General features: G+C 33.7%; 11 protein-coding genes. 10 read left to right on the forward strand and 1 reads right to left on the reverse strand.

What is annotated here, in order from left to right:
* Positions 1–6: 6 nt before the first annotated feature.
* From ACQ5J2_RS05255 to ACQ5J2_RS05290, 8 genes are all read left to right on the forward strand, one after another.
* Complete coding sequence (locus tag ACQ5J2_RS05255; RefSeq protein ID WP_432672683.1) at positions 7–393, forward strand: hypothetical protein; 387 nt, start codon at positions 7–9, stop codon at positions 391–393.
* Complete coding sequence (locus ACQ5J2_RS05260) at positions 383–3,787, forward strand: hypothetical protein (protein ID WP_432672684.1); 3,405 nt, start codon at positions 383–385, stop codon at positions 3,785–3,787. The genes ACQ5J2_RS05255 and ACQ5J2_RS05260 overlap by 11 nt, the downstream gene beginning before the upstream one ends.
* A 37-nt stretch (positions 3,788–3,824) precedes the next feature.
* On the forward strand, positions 3,825–4,883 hold the full coding sequence (locus tag ACQ5J2_RS05265; RefSeq protein WP_432672685.1) for a DNA polymerase beta superfamily protein: 1,059 nt from the start codon (positions 3,825–3,827) through the stop codon (positions 4,881–4,883).
* A 344-nt stretch (positions 4,884–5,227) separates the two neighbouring features.
* Positions 5,228–5,467, forward strand: coding sequence for a hypothetical protein (locus ACQ5J2_RS05270; protein WP_432672686.1), 240 nt, complete (start codon positions 5,228–5,230; stop codon positions 5,465–5,467).
* A 21-nt stretch (positions 5,468–5,488) separates the two neighbouring features.
* Positions 5,489–6,235, forward strand: a complete 747-nt coding sequence (locus ACQ5J2_RS05275) for a helix-turn-helix transcriptional regulator (RefSeq protein WP_432672687.1) — start codon at positions 5,489–5,491, stop codon at positions 6,233–6,235.
* A 109-nt stretch (positions 6,236–6,344) separates the two neighbouring features.
* On the forward strand, positions 6,345–6,884 hold the full coding sequence (locus tag ACQ5J2_RS05280; RefSeq protein ID WP_432672688.1) for a dihydrofolate reductase family protein: 540 nt from the start codon (positions 6,345–6,347) through the stop codon (positions 6,882–6,884).
* Between the two features lies 1 nt (position 6,885).
* On the forward strand, positions 6,886–7,251 hold the full coding sequence (locus ACQ5J2_RS05285) for a VOC family protein (RefSeq protein ID WP_432672689.1): 366 nt from the start codon (positions 6,886–6,888) through the stop codon (positions 7,249–7,251).
* A gap of 28 nt (positions 7,252–7,279) precedes the next feature.
* Positions 7,280–7,771 (forward strand): YdeI/OmpD-associated family protein, encoded by a 492-nt coding sequence (locus ACQ5J2_RS05290; protein ID WP_432672690.1) that lies wholly within the window; start codon positions 7,280–7,282, stop codon positions 7,769–7,771.
* A 250-nt stretch (positions 7,772–8,021) separates the two neighbouring features.
* Here ACQ5J2_RS05290 and ACQ5J2_RS05295 read toward each other — a convergent pair whose 3' ends face one another.
* A complete protein-coding gene (locus tag ACQ5J2_RS05295) occupies positions 8,022–12,866 on the reverse strand; it encodes a fibronectin type III domain-containing protein (protein ID WP_432672691.1) in 4,845 nt (1,614 codons plus the stop codon).
* Positions 12,867–13,337: 471 nt separating this feature from the next.
* On the opposite strand from ACQ5J2_RS05295, the gene ACQ5J2_RS05300 reads away from it, so the two are divergent.
* Together ACQ5J2_RS05300 and ACQ5J2_RS05305 are read left to right on the forward strand one after the other, a co-directional pair.
* Complete coding sequence (locus ACQ5J2_RS05300) at positions 13,338–15,059, forward strand: tetratricopeptide repeat protein (RefSeq protein WP_432672692.1); 1,722 nt, start codon at positions 13,338–13,340, stop codon at positions 15,057–15,059.
* 150 nt (positions 15,060–15,209) lie between these two features.
* Positions 15,210–18,911 carry a choice-of-anchor J domain-containing protein gene (locus ACQ5J2_RS05305; protein ID WP_432672693.1) on the forward strand — a complete coding sequence of 1,234 codons (3,702 nt, stop codon included), beginning with the start codon at positions 15,210–15,212 and terminating at the stop codon, positions 18,909–18,911.
* The last annotated feature ends 100 nt before the right edge of the window (positions 18,912–19,011 follow it).

A 19,011-nucleotide genomic window follows, 5' to 3' on the forward strand; every position in this document is an offset into this window, starting at 1 on the left:
AAATATATGGAACCAATTACAGTGGCAGTTATTACTCCTTTTTTGATTGAATTAGCAAAAAAAGGAATTGAAAAATTTAGTGAGAAAGGATTTGAAAATGTTTCAGACGGAGCGATTAACTGGTTTAAATCATTGTTTTTTAAAGATGAAAAGCCAAAAAAAGCTTTACTTGAACTTAAGGAAAATCCTGAAAGTCAAGAAAAACAAAATATAGCAAAAGCAATTATAGAAAATTCTATCCAAGACAATCCAGAATTTGAAAATCATTTGAAAGAAATTTTAGAAAAACTCCCTAAAGTCGAAAATACAATAAGCAATAGTAAAAATGTAAATACTGGAAATGTAAATACAGGTGGAGGAGATTTTAGACTAGGAGATAATTATGGATATTAACAATGCAAATTTAGGAAGTATAGATAGTAATGGAGGAAACGTCCAGCTAGGAAATAACTATATTACAAATGTTTTTGAAGGGTTAAATTATTTGCTACAAGAGTTCAAAGATCAGTTGAAAAGTATAGAAGATTTAATGAATTCATTTAAACCAAAAACAGCTTTAGATTTATTAAATAGTTTAGAGAATAGAGTTATCGAAATTGAAATTCAAGAAAAAAATAAAATCTTAGGCAAAATTTCATTTCTAAAAGGTTTATGTAAACGTGAAATCAATGAATTTAATATAGAAATGTCAGCGCAGGATTTTTTAAAATCTTCAAAGTTGAATCCAAGTGAAAATATTTTTAGAGATAGGGCTTGTGTTGAATATTTGAATTTAAAAGATCAAAAAAAGGCATTAGGAATAGCTGAAGACATTTTAAAGAGTGACGAATACAATAAATCTGCCTGGTATGTTAAAGCTGTCACAGCAGAAAATATTAAAGTTTTTTTTAATATAATTCCCAAGGTTGTTTTTGAAGATTACAATTTTCGTTTAAGTATTATATCTCACATAATTTCTACTGAAAAATTAAGTTTTTTAGAAAATTTATCGGAATATAATTTAGAATTAAATATTGATTTTGACAAGTATAAAATATTAACATTTGGAAACCTTGAAGCTTGGAGGATTGCAATTGATTTGTCAATGAATAAAGTTTTTAATGACTATCCTTTGAAATATATAGCTGGAGAACATTTTATTTTAGACGACATTCCTTTAATAGAAAAAGTATTTAACTTAATGGGATTGTATATTTCTAAGTTAGATGATACTGAAATAAAAGATTCAACAATACATCAAAAGTTTTATTATAACTACTTTGGATACTTATTAACAAATAAGAAAAACTATTATCAAAATATCTTAACTGAATATCCTAACACACATAAACCCTATTGGCTCTATACTTTTTGTATTTGTCAACTTTTAAATCACAATGAAGATTACGAAACATCATTAATATATCTATATGAATATGAACAATTAGGAGGGGCTTTGACAAGTGAATTTTATCTATTAAAATCAGCTTTATATCATTTAAATGGTAAAAAAAATGAAATTGAAAATGTATTTGATGATTATTTATTATCAATTGAAATTATTGAAGAGCGAAATGGTTTTAATATTATTACCGCATTTTTAAATATTCTTTTTAATAAGGTTGATAAACAGATTTTAATAAACCAATTAGATAAAATTCGTAAAAAAGAATTTAAAAGTACGCAAATAAAAGAATTATTAGAAATAACAATTGAAGTTAGATATCTAAAAGAGTTTGATCTCATAGAAACTTATTCTGTTTTAAATTCTTTGAGGGAATTTGCCGGATTTGATTTGAATTGGAAAAATTTAATAGCTGAAAATTTAAATACAATTGGAAGAAGAAATGATGCTATTGAATTTTTAGAAACTTATGTCGATAAATCAGTTGTTTCAGAATCGTTGAGACTTTTTATTTCTCTAATTCACGCCCAATTGTGTGATAAGGAAGATACGGAAAGAGGACGATATGATGAGATTTTGGAATTGCTTAGATTCTGGAGATTAAATAATAAATATGTGGATGAAACATTCTTACAATATGAACATAATCTATATACTGAAATTAATGATTTAAAAAGTCTTGAAGAAATTGATGGGTATTTATTTAATAAATTTCCTGACAATAAACATTATATTTTAACATATTTAAATATTCTTGAAAGAACTAAAAATAATTCTAAAATATTAGAAGTAATAAATATAATTCCGTTAGATGTTGATGATGAAGGATTTGGAGTAAGTGTAAGTTCTGTTTTATTACGAAATAGATTAGAAGTTGAAAAGGGATTCCAAATTTTGTACAATTTAGCAATAAATCCAAATAATACGTTAGCAAGGAAAAATTATTTTTTTAACTCTTTAATGTTTAATGAATTTTTTAAAAAATATGATAATGTGATTTTGGATTGCTGGGTTTCATACAGCATAGCAAATAAGATTGAAAAAGTAAAAATTGAAAAAGAAGAAGGCTTTCAAAAGGAATTTTTAGGAAAGAAAGTTGGAGACAAATTTACTACCACTACTAAACTGACGGGTAAAATTTATACAATTGAAATTTTAGAGATTCATAATGATGCTGTGGACCTTCACCATAATATTATGGAGGAGGCAAATAACCCATTGAATGAACTAGGCTTTGAATCTTTGCAACTACCACCCAATAGTGAAGATTTTGCAAATTTTTTTAAAGAATTATTTGGGAATCAAGGTTCAGAAGAAAAAAAGAGGAAAGATAAATTATTAGTAGATTATTATAATTATCGCATTGGATTTTCAGAAATATCAAGAAGTATATTTAAAGAGAATTATATAGACGCATATTTGCATTTATCTGGCTTTATTGGAAATAAATTTACCACATTACCATCTTTAGTAACAAAAAATATTGAAAAAAGTACAAATAGTGAAATTAATTTCGGTTTAGATTTTAGTACACTAATATTGTTCTATTTTTTAGAGAAAGAACTTGATTTTGAATTTGTACATAAGTTTACAATTTCATATTTAATAAAAGTCGAAATTGAAAAAGAAATTATAGAACTAAATAACTCTCCATTTTCTTCTATGAGTATTGAAATTACTAATGAATCATTTAGAAAATATTTAACTCCAGAAAATTATAAAGAAAAAAGACAAGATTTTTTAGAATCGTTATTGGAATGGATTGATCGTAATTGTAGCATAGATTTAGTTAAAGAAAAACTTGATTTATTACCTAAGTTTGATGATAATGAAAAACTTGATGATTTTATGAAGTTAATAGTTGATGATATGTGTTTGTGTGATAGAGATAAATTTCATTTAATAAGTAGCGACAGTACACTTTTTTTATTTACAAATAGGAACAATACAAATGGTAATATAATTAATCCAGAAAAATTCCTAACTTCATTTTACTCAGAAAGATGTAATACGGATTTCTATAGATTTTTGTTGAAATCTAATTATCTCGGAATTAATATTAATTATGAAACCCTTAAAAATGAATTTTATGATTTACTTGTTGGAAGAGAAAATTATTATAATTTAAGTTTGGAAAATTTAAAATATTCAATTCACAATAATCCTAATGTAATAGTTATGGCATCAAAGTTTCTTAAAGAGTTGTATCTTATGCCTTCTCTTACAATAGAATTGAAGAATATGTATTCCTACAACCTTATACTACATGTAATGGAAGGAATGCCAATAAACTTAAAATTAAAATTTAATACTAAGGTTACTGAGGAATTTAAATTACTGGGCCACCATATTTTAGAATTACAAAAAGTGTTTTTATCAGTTGTTAAAGAAATAAGGCAATAAAACAATGCAAACGTTTGATTTAAGATTATAAATCTAAATGACCATCCAAACCCTAAAATCCCAAAACCTCCTCCTTTTCGAAGTAATCTCCGGAAGCAAATCCTTTGGTTTAAACACGCCAACTTCGGATACGGACATCAAAGGCGTTTATTATTTACCGAAAGAACAGTTTTATGGGTTGGATTATATACCGCAAGTTTCGAATGAAACCAACGATGAGGTTTATTATGAAATAGGTCGTTTTGTGGAGTTGCTTATAAAAAACAACCCGAATATCTTGGAGATTTTGGCCACGCCAGACGATTGTATTTTATACAAACATCCGTTGATGGAAAAGTTGCAATTGAAGGACTTTCTGTCCAAACTGTGCAAAGATACCTTTGCCGGTTATGCGATGACGCAAATTAAAAAAGCGAGGGGATTGAACAAGAAAATTGTCAATCCGATGGCGAAGGAAAAGAAAAGTTTGTTGGATTTTTGTTATGTACTGAAAGGCTATGATACTGTTTCCTTACCTGTTTTTCTGTCTGAAAAGAATTGGAAACAAGAACACTGTGGCTTAATCAATCTTCCGAGTTCAAAAGAAATGTTTGCCTTGTTTTATGATGCTACCACTGCTTTAGGTTACAAAGGAATTGTACAAAAGGAAAACTCCAATGAGGTTTCGCTCTCCTCTATTCCGAAAGGTCAGGAACCAGTTGGTTATTTGTCCGTCAACCAAGACGAGTATTCTAAATACTGCAAAGAATACACGGAATATTGGGAATGGATTGCCAAGCGAAACGACGAACGCTACCGCACCAACCAACAACACGGCAAGAATTACGACAGCAAAAACATGATGCATACCGTCCGACTTTTGCAAACTGCCGAACAAATTCTGCAAAAAGGAACCTTGAACATTAAAGTGGACAACCGTGCCGAATTGCTTGCCATAAAAGCAGGCGAAATGGAATACGATGCGTTATTGGAACTGGCGGATACTTTGATTGCGTCTATTGATAAGCACTATCAAACTTCTACGCTACCCGAAAAACCTGATGTAGAAAAAGCGATTGAAAATCTCGTAGCGATTAGGGAAATTTTGTACAGTTGAAAAATATACGCTTAATTTCTTCTATTTTTAGAATCGTTATCTTTTTAATCCTTCTTTGAATTGTCTCCAGAAGGAAATCAAACAATAGAACTAACCCATTGGGCATCGAAACATTTCCTCCTACTATTTCAGACTTTGCAATTGGTAATTTTGAAGAAGGTTAGAATGCAATTGTGAATAGTTCTTTGAAAGATTTTTTAGAATCTAATAAAAAAGATTACTAATAGATTCTGAAAAAGAGTGCACCAGAACCTGAAAAACTTTAAAAATAAATAATTCAGCCGTCAAAGGGTTGTCACAGCTGTTTGATTTCTTTGTAGTATAATTAGTAAGAATTGGCAAAGATGATAGAAATTTACAAAACAAATATCTCAAGAAAGAAAGAGGCAAGGCAGGTAGCCAAGCAATTCAAAAAAAGCTTTCCGAATTGTAGGATTGATTTTGACCTTGAGGATTGTGATAGGATTCTAAGAATTGATACCTTTAACGAGGCATTAAATAATACGGCAGTACTCCAACTTGTATTGGAATGTGGTTTTTATATTGAAGTTTTAGCAGATGAGATACCACTGTTAAAAAACTAATGCCTTTTCAATCCTATTCTTATGGCATATACCGATAATATTTCTAGGCTCTCTCGATTGACTGCGATTCATTTGAAATTGCAGTCGAATAGTTGTGTTTCAGTGGAACAACTGGCTGCACAATTTGAGATTAGCAAAAGAACGGTGTATAGAGATTTGGCTGCTCTTGAACGAGCCAATGTACCCATCATTTCTATTGAAGGAAAAGGGTATACCTTGATGGATGGTTATAAAATACCTCCGGTAATGTTTACCGAATCAGAAGCGAATGCGCTTATTTTTGCTGAAAAACTGATGGCGAAAACCAAAGATGCCTCGCTTATCACTGAATTTAATAAAGCCATTGAAAAAGTAAAAGCCGTATTGCGGGTTGAGGAAAAGACCAAAGCGGACTTTTTATCGAAAAGAACCGTAATAGGTAAAAATTGGGAAAACGAAAAAACGAGTAACTTCTTGTCAGTAGTACAACGTGCTTTGACCAATTTTGAAGTTTTGAAAATTGGGTATTTAAAAGAATCTGATTCAAATCCCATTTTAAGAGAAATTGAACCATTTGCTATTTACCATAGTTTTTCTGAAGATTGGATAGTTGTGGCTTGGTGTAGGTTGAGGAAGGAGTTTCGGAATTTTAGAATAGACCGCATGAAAACCGTAGTGGGGTTGGCCGAAAAATTTGAGCCACATCAAATAACTATGGAAGAATATGGTGAAATGCAACGAAAAAAATATTCAGAAGGAAACTGCTCTGACAACTATACTAATCATTGAACATCGAGTTTTAATAAACGCACAAATTGAATGACATAGTTGAATTAGAAATAAGTAATTTAAAATTCTTATTAATTAATTTTACTGCAACTTTGAAAATATAGAACCAATGCGAAAATTATCACTTTATATTGCCACCAGTGTAGATGGTTATATTGCCAAACCAAATGATGACTTAAGTTTCTTGAAAATAGTAGAAAAAGAAGGTGAAGATTATGGTTATGCAGCATTTACAGCAACCATTGACACTATTATTATCGGTAGAAAGACTTTTGATTATGTTGTTAAAGAAATTGGAGCCTCTCATTATGATAATGGAGAAAGAGATGTTTATGTAATTACAAGAACTGAAAAATCAGATACTAATAGAATAAAATTCTATACAGGAGATTTAACCGAATTAGTAAATACATTAAAAAACGAAAACGGAAAAGACATATACTGTGATGGAGGAGCAGAAGTCATTAACGAGCCTTTAAAAAATGACTTGATTGATGAACTTACTATTTCAATTGTTCCCATTTTATTAGGAAACGGAACACGATTATTTAAAGATGGAAGACCTGAACAAATACTTGAATTTGTAACGGCAAAAACATTTGATACGGGGTTGACACAATTATATTACAAACGCAAAAAACATACTTAATATGAATCCAAAATTTGAAGCAGGAATTAACATCGCCATAAAAGTTCCAAAAAGCAAGTATGAGAAAACAGTTGCTTTCTACAGAGATATTTTGAAATTGGAAATCGAAGAAAAACCAATAACAAACCCAACCATTTCTAGAACACACGAAGTAAAATTTGGTAACACTATTCTATGGTTAGATTGTGTAGATAATTATTCGCATTCCGAAACTTGGTTACAGCTTACGGTTCCGAACATTGAGGAAGCAACAAATTATCTCCAATCAAAAGGAGTGGAAACTTGTGATGAACTTGAAGAACTTCCTAATAATATGCATTGGATTCAAGATCCAGCAGGAACAGTTTTTAATTTGCAAGAACGATAGATAAAACTATATTTTTATATAATTTAAAATGAAAACCCGTTCGTTTACTGCTAAAATTGAAATCATAGGAATCAATCCTTATGTGCTTATTCCTGAAATTATTTTGGCTGAAATTTTCGTTGCAGCAGGAAAAGACAAAGGGCACCTTCCGATTAGAGGAACGATAAATAAGGAGCCGTACCAACAAACCTTAGTAAAATACAGTGGCTTCTGGCGTCTTTACATTAATACCGTTATGCTTAAAAATTCTCCGAAGCGAATTGGGGAGGAAATTAAGGTTACAATTGCCTTTGATCCTTCCGACAGAACTATAGTACCCCATCCTAAGTTTGTAGCAGCACTTTGTCAAAATGCTGTTGCTAAGGCTAAATTTGATAACTTGTCTCCATCGATGCAAAAAGAAATGGTACGTTTTATTGGGAATTTAAAAACGGAAGATACTAGAGTTCGTATTATAGAACGGGCAATTCAGTATTTGTTAGGTAAAAGCACTTTTATTGGGAGAAGAATGCTGGATTAGTATTCCGTTCGTATTGAGGTGTAGCTGCCTTTACATCGTAGTTAAGTTGGAATTGATACAGTATACCCACAGTAAACGTGGAATGGTGATGTAATTAGAGGGGTTTTTTTGGTGGGTTTTGGGAGGTAACTCTAGTGTTCAAGGGGTTTTGAACGGTTATTCGGTCAGGTAGTAGTTTTTGATGAGTATTTTATCCAATGGGGTGGTTTTTTAGGGGTGTACTCAAAGCACTCCCCCCTTATAACCTTTATTACTGCTTAATAATTTTAAATGATTGAAAACGATTACCGTTTTTTATATTCAAAAAATAAAGTCCTGTTGGATACATAGAAAGATCTAAAACATCGGAAGGGGTATTGCATTTTTTAGTAAATAGTTCCTGTCCTGTTACGTTAATAAGTTTTAATTCTGAATCGGGAATAAGGTTTTCAACACGTACAATATCGGTAGTTGGATTAGGATAAATCTTGATTCTATTAGTTTCAAATTGTTCATTTGATAAAACAGTTCCAATTAACCTTATATTATCTAAATAGGCATTGTCTCCATTACCATTAAGACTTTTTCCAATGTGTTGTAACGAAACGTTTACTGTTTGTCCTGCAAATTCATTAAGATTGAATTGATGTAACGTTAAATTGGGCTGATTGCTTGCATAAGTAGTTGTTCCAAAAACGTTTCCATTTATGATTATTCTAAAAGCAGAATTAGCTGTGCTTTGATAGAACGTTTGTTTTAAATTAAATTTTAAAGTTAGCTCCGTCATTTGAGTAGCATCAATTTTAAAATTGACTTTTGTAATGCTTTGTTCGTTAGCGGCCCAAATATCTGTAGCTACTTTCCAGCCGGTACCGTTTTGAATGTTACCATTCATTTTTAGCACTTTGTTGACTGACTTATTGCTTGTTGTATTTACCGTTGCAGCATAAGTGATTACTTCGTTTAACGTTTCTGTTGAGCTTTCTAAAATTAATTCAGTAGGAAGAGTCCCTTCAAAATCATACAGTACATTGTTATTTGTAATGATAGAATTATAACCTTCTTTTACGCTAAATTTATCTAAAGCTACTATTCCTCCACCGGAACTTTCCAATGTTAAGTTGTAAGAATAATCTCCAGTTACTAGGGGGGTGTAGTAATAATCAATAGGTTGATATTGATATTCACTGGCCTCGCCTACGGCATTTAAAGTGGTTTTCATTTGTGAAAAATTATTACCAGTACCTACAGTCGCTCGGAAAATTTGTGAAGAATATTCATATCCTTTTCTAGCCATAATTCTAAATTTGTATGTCGTACCTGCCAATAAATGAAACATGGGTGTGTACATCTCATCAAAGAATGAGGAAGGTCTAAAAATAAAATGGGTGTCACCAATTCCTGTAATGACATTGTCATAATCAATGGAGTAATTATATAAAGGACTTTGACGAGATTCAAATTTTTTAGTAACTGCTTTAAAGCAATTGGGTAAAATATTGACTCCGTAAGCAGACATTTGATTGAAATTTTCTTCCCAAGGAAGTGTTTTAGGCTCACATGTAGTAACGAACTTTTTTAATCCCGTTACATTACTACTGTTTTCGCTACAAATGGCTTTTAGATAACATTGATAAGCTGTATTTGGCAGTAAATTGGTTATTTGAATACTTGGTGTTGTAGTGGTTAGTATGGTTCCGGTGCCGGGAAGAAACCCCATTACTCCATATTCCAATTCATAATTGTTGTTTCCGGGTTGTTCATCCCAAGTTATAACTGCTTCGGTATCGCTTAAGTTAGCCACATTTAATGAAGTAGGTTCTATACAAGGATTAGTAGTAAAATATTTAATATTATCTAACAACAAATAGTTATAGAGTGATTGTCCATTATGCAGAAAAGCTATATGCTTATTAGTTCCTGCATAGTTTTCAAAATTGACAATAAATTCTTTACCCATATAACTCGCTACTTGCTGAGAAGTTACTGTTTGATAAGGGACAAAAGTTGCAATATCAAGTGGGTTAGCGATAGTTCCGACAATTATACTTCTATTGGTGGTGGTGGTTGTATTTTGATAAAATAATTCTTTTACATTAAACTTAATACTTTTGGAGCTATCAAAATCAGCAAGAAATGGGGATGTAATGTAACCCGTTGACGCGGGTTGGGAAAAATTTTCAGCAGTATGGTACATTCGAATTGCATTGTTACCATTGTTGTAATCTGTCGTACTTATTGTATTTATTCCAAAATCTTCTTTATAATAGGTTATAAGTCTTGCTGTTTCATAGTTGGTACTTGTCCAACAAAATCCCCCAGGATTATTACTCTGAATTAATCCGAATTGATTGAAATTATCTTCATAAGGAGCTGTTTTTGAACAGGAGACTAAAAAAGCATATTTGTTACTCCAGTTTCCCGTTTGACTTTCTGTGCAATTATTACGAACTCTGAATTCATATTTATTTCCAATGGTTAGGCCTGAAATTACAAAAGGATTAGTAGTGGTTGTAATTAAAGTTCCGTTTGTAAAACCAACAGGGCCGTATTCAATAGACCAGTTCACTGACGGATTTGCATTATTATTATCTGTCCATGCTACTGAAACGCCATTTGTCCCTGATTGAACCGCTTTTAAATGATTAGGGGTTGGGCATCCGGCTTCTTCGTATTTAAAATCATCAAAATATAAGGTACGAGAACCATTACCCGCTCCAATTCTGATACCAATGTGTTCATCTGTTCCGGAATATGCTGACAAATCAATTGTATATTTTTTCCATGCATTTAGAAAGCTACCTGCATTTGTGATACTAGAAAAAGGAGTAAATGTGTTGTAATCTGCGGGATTGGATAAAGTACCTATATTAATTTCATTGGGGTTGTTTACTGCATACAACCAAAAGGATAAGTTTTTATAATTATTTAAATTTACTAGTCTTGGAGACACTAAGATTACTTTTTCATTTAGTAGTGCTTCTGTATTGTTATTCATTATAAAGCGAACCGATTGATTTCCGGTATGTACTTTAATGTTATTATTTTGACTTGAATTGACGGTGGTTACAAAAATGTCATAATGGTTAAGAGAAGATTCAGTAGTGAAGAACGGTTTTGTATACGACCAACATTGTTGGTATAAAGATCCAAGAGGATAATTTTCAAATCCTTCCTCGTCGTTATCAATCATGCCAAAACATTTAGTCCAAAAACGGCCTTTATCTGACCAAGCACTAAAATCAGTACCGCATTTACTTCTGACATAAAAGTCAAAGTTTGTATCGCTTCCATTTATATTTGAAATAGTAAATGGGTTGGAGGTTGCTGTAACTGTAGTTCCTGTACCTTGTGTGAAACCAGTAATTCCATATTCAATTTCCCATTCAGTAGCTGTTGCATTGGCATAGGTGTTCCATTTTAAAGTAGCCGAATTGTAGGTTGTATTTACTTCGGTTAGATTAGAAGGTTCGGTACAACTTGGTATCTCTTCATATGTAAAATCATCAATTGCAAATGTTCCTGTGATTTGTAAACCATGCTTAAAAGCGATGTATTTATTATTAGGATTGTTACTTATATTATTTAAGTAGACAATATGTTGCTTCCAGGCAAAAGAACCTTGATTGGCTTTACTTATATCTGTTGCAGGAATGGTATATAAAGCTTGAAAGGTATTTGAGTTATTGGGGTTACTCATTGTTCCGATAATCAGTGAAGCTCCATCCGAAGAGTATGAATAAAAAGCAGATGAAAAAAACTTGATTCTCTTATTTGAATTTAAATCCGCCAAATAGGGCGAAACTAAATAAGCTTTTGAGCCAGACTCGTCATACGAATGTGTGATTTTTATTAATTTGCTACCCGAATGAGGTAGTAAAATTAAGTCGTTTCCATTGTTTATCGTACTGTTTGCTGTTACACTGTTGTATTCTGAAGTAATTGATTTCCAGCAAGGATCTAAAATTGAAAAATCCCCGAAACTGGTAGTGTATCCAGTTGTTTTATTTTCGCAAACCGTGGTAAATGCAAGTATTGTCCATTCAGAAAAATGATCTTCGCTACAAATGGCTCTTATACTTAATTCGTATTGGGTATTTCCAAGTAGGTTATCGAATAGAAAGGAACTGTTTGTCGTTTGTGAAGTTATAATTTCTTGCGTTACCATATTCTTTACCGCCACTTCCCAAAGTTCCTGATTTTGCCCGTCAAAATCAACTTGTACTGTGTTTTCGCCAATATTGGAAAGCACTAAGTTTTGGGGAGCGAAGCAATTTACAGACTGTTCGTAAGTAAAATCATCAATGTAAATTTCGTTAGTACTGTTGTACGTTCCATAAAATTTAAACATTATATAGTCGTCTACATTGTTGTAATTGTTTAAATAAATTGTTATTTTTTGCCATTGTGAAGCATTACTTCCTTGTGACTGTACCGCTTTTAAGATATGAAAAGTTGAAGGATCATAAGGATTTGTTACCGTACCGACTTTAAGTCCAGATCCATTATAGTTTTTAAGCCAAAAAGTTATTTTTTTATCCGTGCTTAAATCGGCTATTTTTGGAGATATAAAGTAGGTAAAAAGATTTGAATATTCTTCACATTCTAGTGCTATGGACTTTCCTGATTCTCCATGAAATTGATACGAATTGTTATAAATATTTGCATTGTTAGAGTTGTCAGGAACTGTATAACCTCGCCAACAGTGGTTTTGGGTCTCCGTTGCATAATTATCAAAGTCATAATTATAGCCTACCGTAATATCTGAAGAATTACATAAATTAGCCGTTATCGCTTGTGACCACGGTCCGTAACTTCCGTTTAGAACTCTGACTCTAAAATCTACGGCATAAAATGGATTGACAATGAAAAGTTTATAGGCTTGATATATATTTGAAACGACTGTCCCTGTTCCAGAAACAAACCCTTGAGGGCCATATTCAATTGCCCAAATCCCAAAGAAACCAGCGGGTCTGTTTACTTGTACATGTCCGTTCAATCCTACTTCGACCACAAAGTTAATGTAGTCTTCGGGGGTGCTATTTTCGCTTTTCTCATTAGCATAAGAATGCAATGAAAAAAGAGTAATAAGAAGGAAAATGTATCTTTGTAACATATTTTTAATTTTAAAGTTACAAACATATTAAAAATAAAATTAATAACTTCTTTATCAAAACTCACAAGGAAGTATTCTACATTAGTTCATAAATTAAATCAGCAGTTTCAATCAATAGGGTATCATCCAAAATCAATGATTTGTAAATTCAAGAAAAGCATCCCTCAGTAGGCTTAATTATTTTAAATCGTGTGGGTGGATGCTTGTGATAGGTTTGGGCTGACATGAGAAGGAAAAGGAAGAACTATGAAATGATGAGGAATATTGGTTATGGGATTTCTTGCTGCGTTGTGATGTTGCAAGATTGGTATAAAATTGTTTTAGATGGTGGTTCTTGACAGGAGTTGGCAGGGTGGGTATTGTAAACACTACCAACAATAGTTAAAATATTATTGTCTTGCTTATTATAAATGGTTTAAATTAGCTTTTTTAAAATGCTATGCCTCCGCATGAACCAACTTTTATTTGTAAATGAAAACGGAATATAAAACCTTTAATTTTCAGCATTATAGCACAATCTTGAATAGTAAATCCCTACTGTTTACTGTGTTTTTTTGTTTGCTTTTTGGTGGTAGTATTTCTGCTCAAACTTTAGCTGAGGCTCAGGCACTTAAAAAACAAGGCTTAGCAGCAATGAATCAACATGAATATCCGGTTGCTTTGGAATATTTGACGAATGCACAAGTGCTGGCTGAAAAGAACAATTGGTATGAGGAAGTTTTTGAGACCAAGAATAATATCGGGATTGTTTATATGAATCTGTCTGATTATGGGGAAGCCTTGAATTATTTTTTGGATGCCTACACGATTGCCATCAAACATCTGGACTCTAATAATGAAATGAGTGTGCTGAATAACATTGCTGTTATCTATTGCATGGACAAAAATTTTAAAAAAGGGAGGGAGTATTATTTAAAGGCTTATGAGCTTGCCAAAAAAACAAATAACAAAGCCAAGATGGGTGTGTATGCTATGAATTTAGTAAAAGTAGCCCACCTTTTTAATGAACTGGATACGGCACGAAATTATTTGGAAGAAGTGAAGGCCTTTTCTGAAGAGGATCCTGCTTTGCACTTTGAGTTGCAAGCAATGACGGCAGACAATTATATGTTGCGTGGAGACTTGAAAACCGCAAAAAAAATACTGTTGGACTTAGAAGCACAACCTAAAGTAAAGGGTTTTAGAACGAAAGATAATACATCAACACTACTCAATTTGCTCTCTAGGGTTTATTATTTAGAAAAAAATTATGACAGGAGTATCTATTACTTGAACGCCTCGCTTAAAGTGGCTGAAGATTTAGAGACAAAGGCCGATGTGTATTCGAGTTTGTCCGACTCGTATGCTATGAAAAAAGACTATGGAAAAGCTTTAGAGGCGACAAAAATGATGATTTCTGCTACTGATTCTATAGCCAAACGGAAGAATGAGAAGCTGTATGAAAATAATAAAGTCAAATTTGAAGTAATGAACTACAAGTCGGATTTAAAAGCATCTGTTGCGGCATCCAAATTGGAACGGAAAATATTTGGTATTGCTTTATTTCTTCTGGTTGTATTCATTTTCTTTGGTTATCGGAGCTTTCGAAACCGTTCTATAAAACAAGAGCAAAAGAAAATCATTGCAGAAGGGCAACAAAAAATCATCGCTCTTGAATTGGAGAAAGAGAAAAGCGACAATCTGTTATTGGAAAAACACATTAAAGAAATTGCCAACGAAGCTTTATTGGAACAAGAACGTCTTAAAGGTGAGATTGAACAACGCAACAGAAAGTTATCTGCAAAGGCATTGTACCTCTCCGGAAGAAATGCAATGATTGAAGAAATGGTGCAGTCTTTGTCCAACCTTGATTCTGTTTCTCAAAACCATTTGATTAAAAATCACATCAAAGCCTTGAAAGAACATTTGAAATCGGATTCTGAATGGGATGAATTCATCGTTCACTTTGAGGAGGTTAACCAAGGTCTACTAACTGCTTTGAAAGACAAGCACCCGCAGCTTAATGCTAATGATATTCGGTTCATTTGTTATGTTTATATGAATTTGAGTTTTAAAGAAATTGGTGCCATACTTAATATTACTCAAGAAGCGTGTAGAAAAAGAAAAGAGCGTATTTCTGGTAAAATGGATATTGATAAAAACACTTCGTTTTATGAGTACCTCTCCTCCATTGGAAGGCCTTCAAATACCTAATCACGCTTTTTCTTGTGGTATGTCACGTTTTTTAGGTGTCGATGTACGGGCTTATATCTATTTTTTATAGAGTTTTACGTTATTATAATGGAAGGTTTTCAATCTATTAACCAAAATCTCCAAAAATTTAATAACTTAATTTTTTATAAAATGAAAAAAAATACTTTTATCCTTCTTTTACTGCTGTTGTATACCGCACTGAATTACGGGCAATGCATCAATACGAATGCGTACCCGTCTGAAAGTATCGTGTCCGACAATTCAGGTGATTTTCAAGAAATAAATACGTGTGTTTATACAGGTGATTATTCTACTATATCCAATATTACTGTGGGTAGTACTTATACCTTTGAACTTCGTTCTGAAGGACAACCTGTAGAAAAATATATTACTGTAACGGATGTTAGTAATAATGTACTTGCGCAAGGGGCAAGTCCTTTAATCGTAAATGCTATTTCTCAAACGAGTGTTCGGCTGCATTATACAGAAGATGCTGCTTGTGGTACAGCACAATTGTGTTTGGGCTCTTACTTTAAAGTGACTTTAGCCTGTCCGTTTCCTACCGCTATTCAAATTACTGGGGTGACTACTACAAATGCTACCTTTAACTGGACGCCTGGAGATGCTGAAACCATGTGGGAGGTACTGGTGCTTCCAGCATCTGGTGACGCGCCTTCAGCCAATACTATAGGAACTGCGGTAACCGCAAATCCTACTTATACTTACACGGCTCTTCAAACAGGTCAGTCTTACAAATTTTATATTAGAGCGAATTGTGGGAACGATTACAGTCCGTGGAGAGGACCTTATGTATTCAATAGTGCTTGTGATCCCATTACTGTGTTTACAGAAAACTTTGACGCAAGTACGGACGCATCTTTACCAAGTTGTTGGACGGGTTTGTTGTTAAATGCCCCTTCTACGGAAGCGAGCATTACTATAAATAGTCTTTCTAATTCTACTCCTAATGCGGTACAGTTGGCCAATGGTAATTCAGGGCCGGCTGCACAAATCTTATTGATTTCTCCCAAATTATCGACGGTAGGAACGGCAACGCACCGCTTGAAGTTTTACACCAGAGGGTATGGAAATGTAACGCTTCAAGTAGGGACGATTAATAGTACTACTTCTGATGCGGTTTTCAATAGTTTGGAAACAATTAATGGTACGGCTAATTATACAGAGCATATTGTTGATTTTACGGGTTATACGGGTACGGATACATTTGTCGCTTTTAAACATGCTAATACCAGCAGTTATAATCCGGTATTTATAGACGATGTAAAGTGGGAGCCCGCGCCATCTTGTCCAGATGTAGCTGGAATTGAAACAATCAACCTTACTCAAAACACCGCGACTATTGGATGGATTCCTAACAATACACCTACTGCTTGGGATGTAGTGTATTCCGAAACGGCAACGGATCCTACGACATTAACGCCTATTGCTTCTGCTGAAAATACACCGTCGGTACTTATTTCTGGTTTGCAACCTAATACTACTTATAAAGCTTGGGTGCGTTCTTCTTGTGACGAAGGTGCGGATAAAGGCGCTTGGATGAACCCTATTAGCTTTACTACTCCCTGTGCTGCTACTAGTGTCTTGAATGAAGGCTTTGAAAATGACGGATACGGTTCGCTTCCTGATTGTTGGTCTTCGATTTTATCAGGTGATTTATTGAATAGTAATATTGGTATCAATACTAATAATGGATTTTCTAGCAGTAATGCAGTTGAATTGTATAATGGAGATGAAAGTGCGGGTTCGCAAATCATTTTAGTATCTCCTAGTTTATCGACACTGGTTACAGGTACGCACCATGTAAAATTTTACGCACGTTCTAACGGAGCTGCAACTGTAGAAGTAGGTACATTAGATAGTCCTGCTAGCGGGGCTACCTTTAGCGACTATCAGACAATAAATACTACTTCTAATTATACGGAGTATGTAGTAGATTTTAGTACCTATGTAGGAACGGATACGTATTTTGGATTCAAAAATACTTCTGGTCAATATGTTAGTATTTATATTGATGACGTTCGTTGGGATGTTACGCCGTTATGTGCAGATGTTACGGAAGTTGCTGTAAATGGAATTACTGCCGCAGCGGCAACTGTATCGTGGACTGCAAATGCTGGAGAAAATCAATGGGATGTAGTATATGGCTCTGCTGCTGTTACAGATCCTAGTACACTTACACCTATTAGTCCTGCTCCATCCAACACTAGTACAACTACTTTAAGTGGATTGACGGACAATACGGTCTATAAAGTTTGGGTACGCTCTGCATGTGGAGGAACTGAAGGAAATGGTGCTTGGATTGGTCCTATTGCCTTTAGAACCGCCTGTTTGCCAACGGCTAATTTCAACGAAGGATTTGAAACGAGCGCTTACGGCGAATTACCTGACTGTTGGTCTCGTGTGCTATCAGGACCTACATTGGGACAATATGCAGCTGTACGAACCGTTACGAATGACGCAGCCTTTGGAAGTAATGCCGTTGAAATTCATGCCAACAGCTCGGCTCCAACCGATTTTGTAATGCTTGTTTCTCCTTATTTGAGCACTTTAGCCACCGCTACGCATCGCTTGAAGTTCTATGCTTTGTCTTATAATACCGATACGCCTTTAGAAATTGGAACAATGGACGGTAATAATAGTACTTCTACCTATACTCCTTTCACGACATTTACTTTAGGTAGTGGCTATAATGAGATTATTGTAGACTTTACTACTTACACGGGTACGGATACGTATATTGCTTTTAGAAATGTTGCAGGAAATTACAATTCGATTTTTATCGATAATGTACGATGGGAAGTATTGCCCACATGTGCAGATGTATCAGTTATTTCTGTACAAGATGTTACTGCAGAAGCTGCAAGTGTCTATTGGACTCCAACGGGTACAGAAAGCAATTGGCAAGTAGCTTATGGTTTGGCATCTGTTAGTGATCCTTATTTGCTTACACCAAGTCCAGTTATTGGTATTCCTTCTTTTGAATTGGAAAACTTAACGGCAAACACCACTTATAATGTTTGGGTTCGTTCCGTATGTGGCGGAACCGATGGTAACGGGTCCTGGATTGGACCGATTGATTTTACAACCGGTTGTCTTGCTACAACTGTTCCTTACACACAAAATTTTGAATCGGTTACACTACCGGCTGTACCAGAATGTACTACTGTAGAAAGTAGCGGTAACCTTAATGATTGGGATACTACCTATGGTGACACGGGATACGGATTTGATGGATATGTGCTGCGATACAATGGAAATTCAGCACAGGCCAATGCGTGGTTTTTTACACAAGGACTTGAATTGACTGGAGGAATGGCGTATACCATTTCTTACAAATACGGTAACAACAGTAGTGACAACTACAGTGAAAATTTACATGTATTGTATGGAACAGACGCCAATCCGAATGCGATGACTCAAGAAATTGGAGATCATTTGAATATCAATAATGGTATGGCAATGACTAACGAAGTCGACTTCATTCCCGCTACAACGGGTGTTTATTACTTTGGTTTTCAAGCTTGGTCAACCGCCAATCAATCGCAACTTTTTCTAGATAATATTGTTGTAGAAGGTAGTTTAGCTACACCTGTAAATGATTACAACACTTTCAGTTTCTATCCAAATCCTGTCAAAGATGTTTTAAACATTTCTTCTACCGCTGCTATTACACAAGTAACGGTTTATAATTTATTGGGACAAAACGTACTGGAAACTTCTTTAAATAGTAGTACAACCGCTGTTGATTTATCGGGACTACCAAAAGGTACTTATCTCGTGAAAATTCTTACAGCTACTGTTTCTAAAACCATAAAAGTTATTAAAAACTAATAGTTTAGTTATACTTGTTTTTAAGCCTCTGTTCGCAGAGGCTTTTTTTGTGGGCTATTTTTCGTTTATCTTGTCCGCTATAAGTTTCAATCAAAAGCAG

The organism is Flavobacterium sp. SM2513 (assembly GCF_050908145.1).
Classification (GTDB): domain Bacteria; phylum Bacteroidota; class Bacteroidia; order Flavobacteriales; family Flavobacteriaceae; genus Flavobacterium.

Excerpts from the sequence above, each read along its gene's own strand:
- ACQ5J2_RS05255 (WP_432672683.1), top strand. The coding sequence starts at position 7 with ATGGAACCAATTACAGTGGCAGTTATTACTCCTTTTTTGATTGAATTA.
- ACQ5J2_RS05260 (WP_432672684.1), top strand. The coding sequence starts at position 383 with ATGGATATTAACAATGCAAATTTAGGAAGTATAGATAGTAATGGAGGA.
- ACQ5J2_RS05265 (WP_432672685.1), top strand. The coding sequence starts at position 3,825 with ATGACCATCCAAACCCTAAAATCCCAAAACCTCCTCCTTTTCGAAGTA.
- ACQ5J2_RS05270 (WP_432672686.1), top strand. The coding sequence starts at position 5,228 with ATGATAGAAATTTACAAAACAAATATCTCAAGAAAGAAAGAGGCAAGG.
- ACQ5J2_RS05275 (WP_432672687.1), top strand. The coding sequence starts at position 5,489 with ATGGCATATACCGATAATATTTCTAGGCTCTCTCGATTGACTGCGATT.
- ACQ5J2_RS05280 (WP_432672688.1), top strand. The coding sequence starts at position 6,345 with ATGCGAAAATTATCACTTTATATTGCCACCAGTGTAGATGGTTATATT.
- ACQ5J2_RS05285 (WP_432672689.1), top strand. The coding sequence starts at position 6,886 with ATGAATCCAAAATTTGAAGCAGGAATTAACATCGCCATAAAAGTTCCA.
- ACQ5J2_RS05290 (WP_432672690.1), top strand. The coding sequence starts at position 7,280 with ATGAAAACCCGTTCGTTTACTGCTAAAATTGAAATCATAGGAATCAAT.
- ACQ5J2_RS05295 (WP_432672691.1), bottom strand. The coding sequence starts at position 12,866 with ATGTTACAAAGATACATTTTCCTTCTTATTACTCTTTTTTCATTGCAT.
- ACQ5J2_RS05300 (WP_432672692.1), top strand. The coding sequence starts at position 13,338 with ATGAAAACGGAATATAAAACCTTTAATTTTCAGCATTATAGCACAATC.
- ACQ5J2_RS05305 (WP_432672693.1), top strand. The coding sequence starts at position 15,210 with ATGAAAAAAAATACTTTTATCCTTCTTTTACTGCTGTTGTATACCGCA.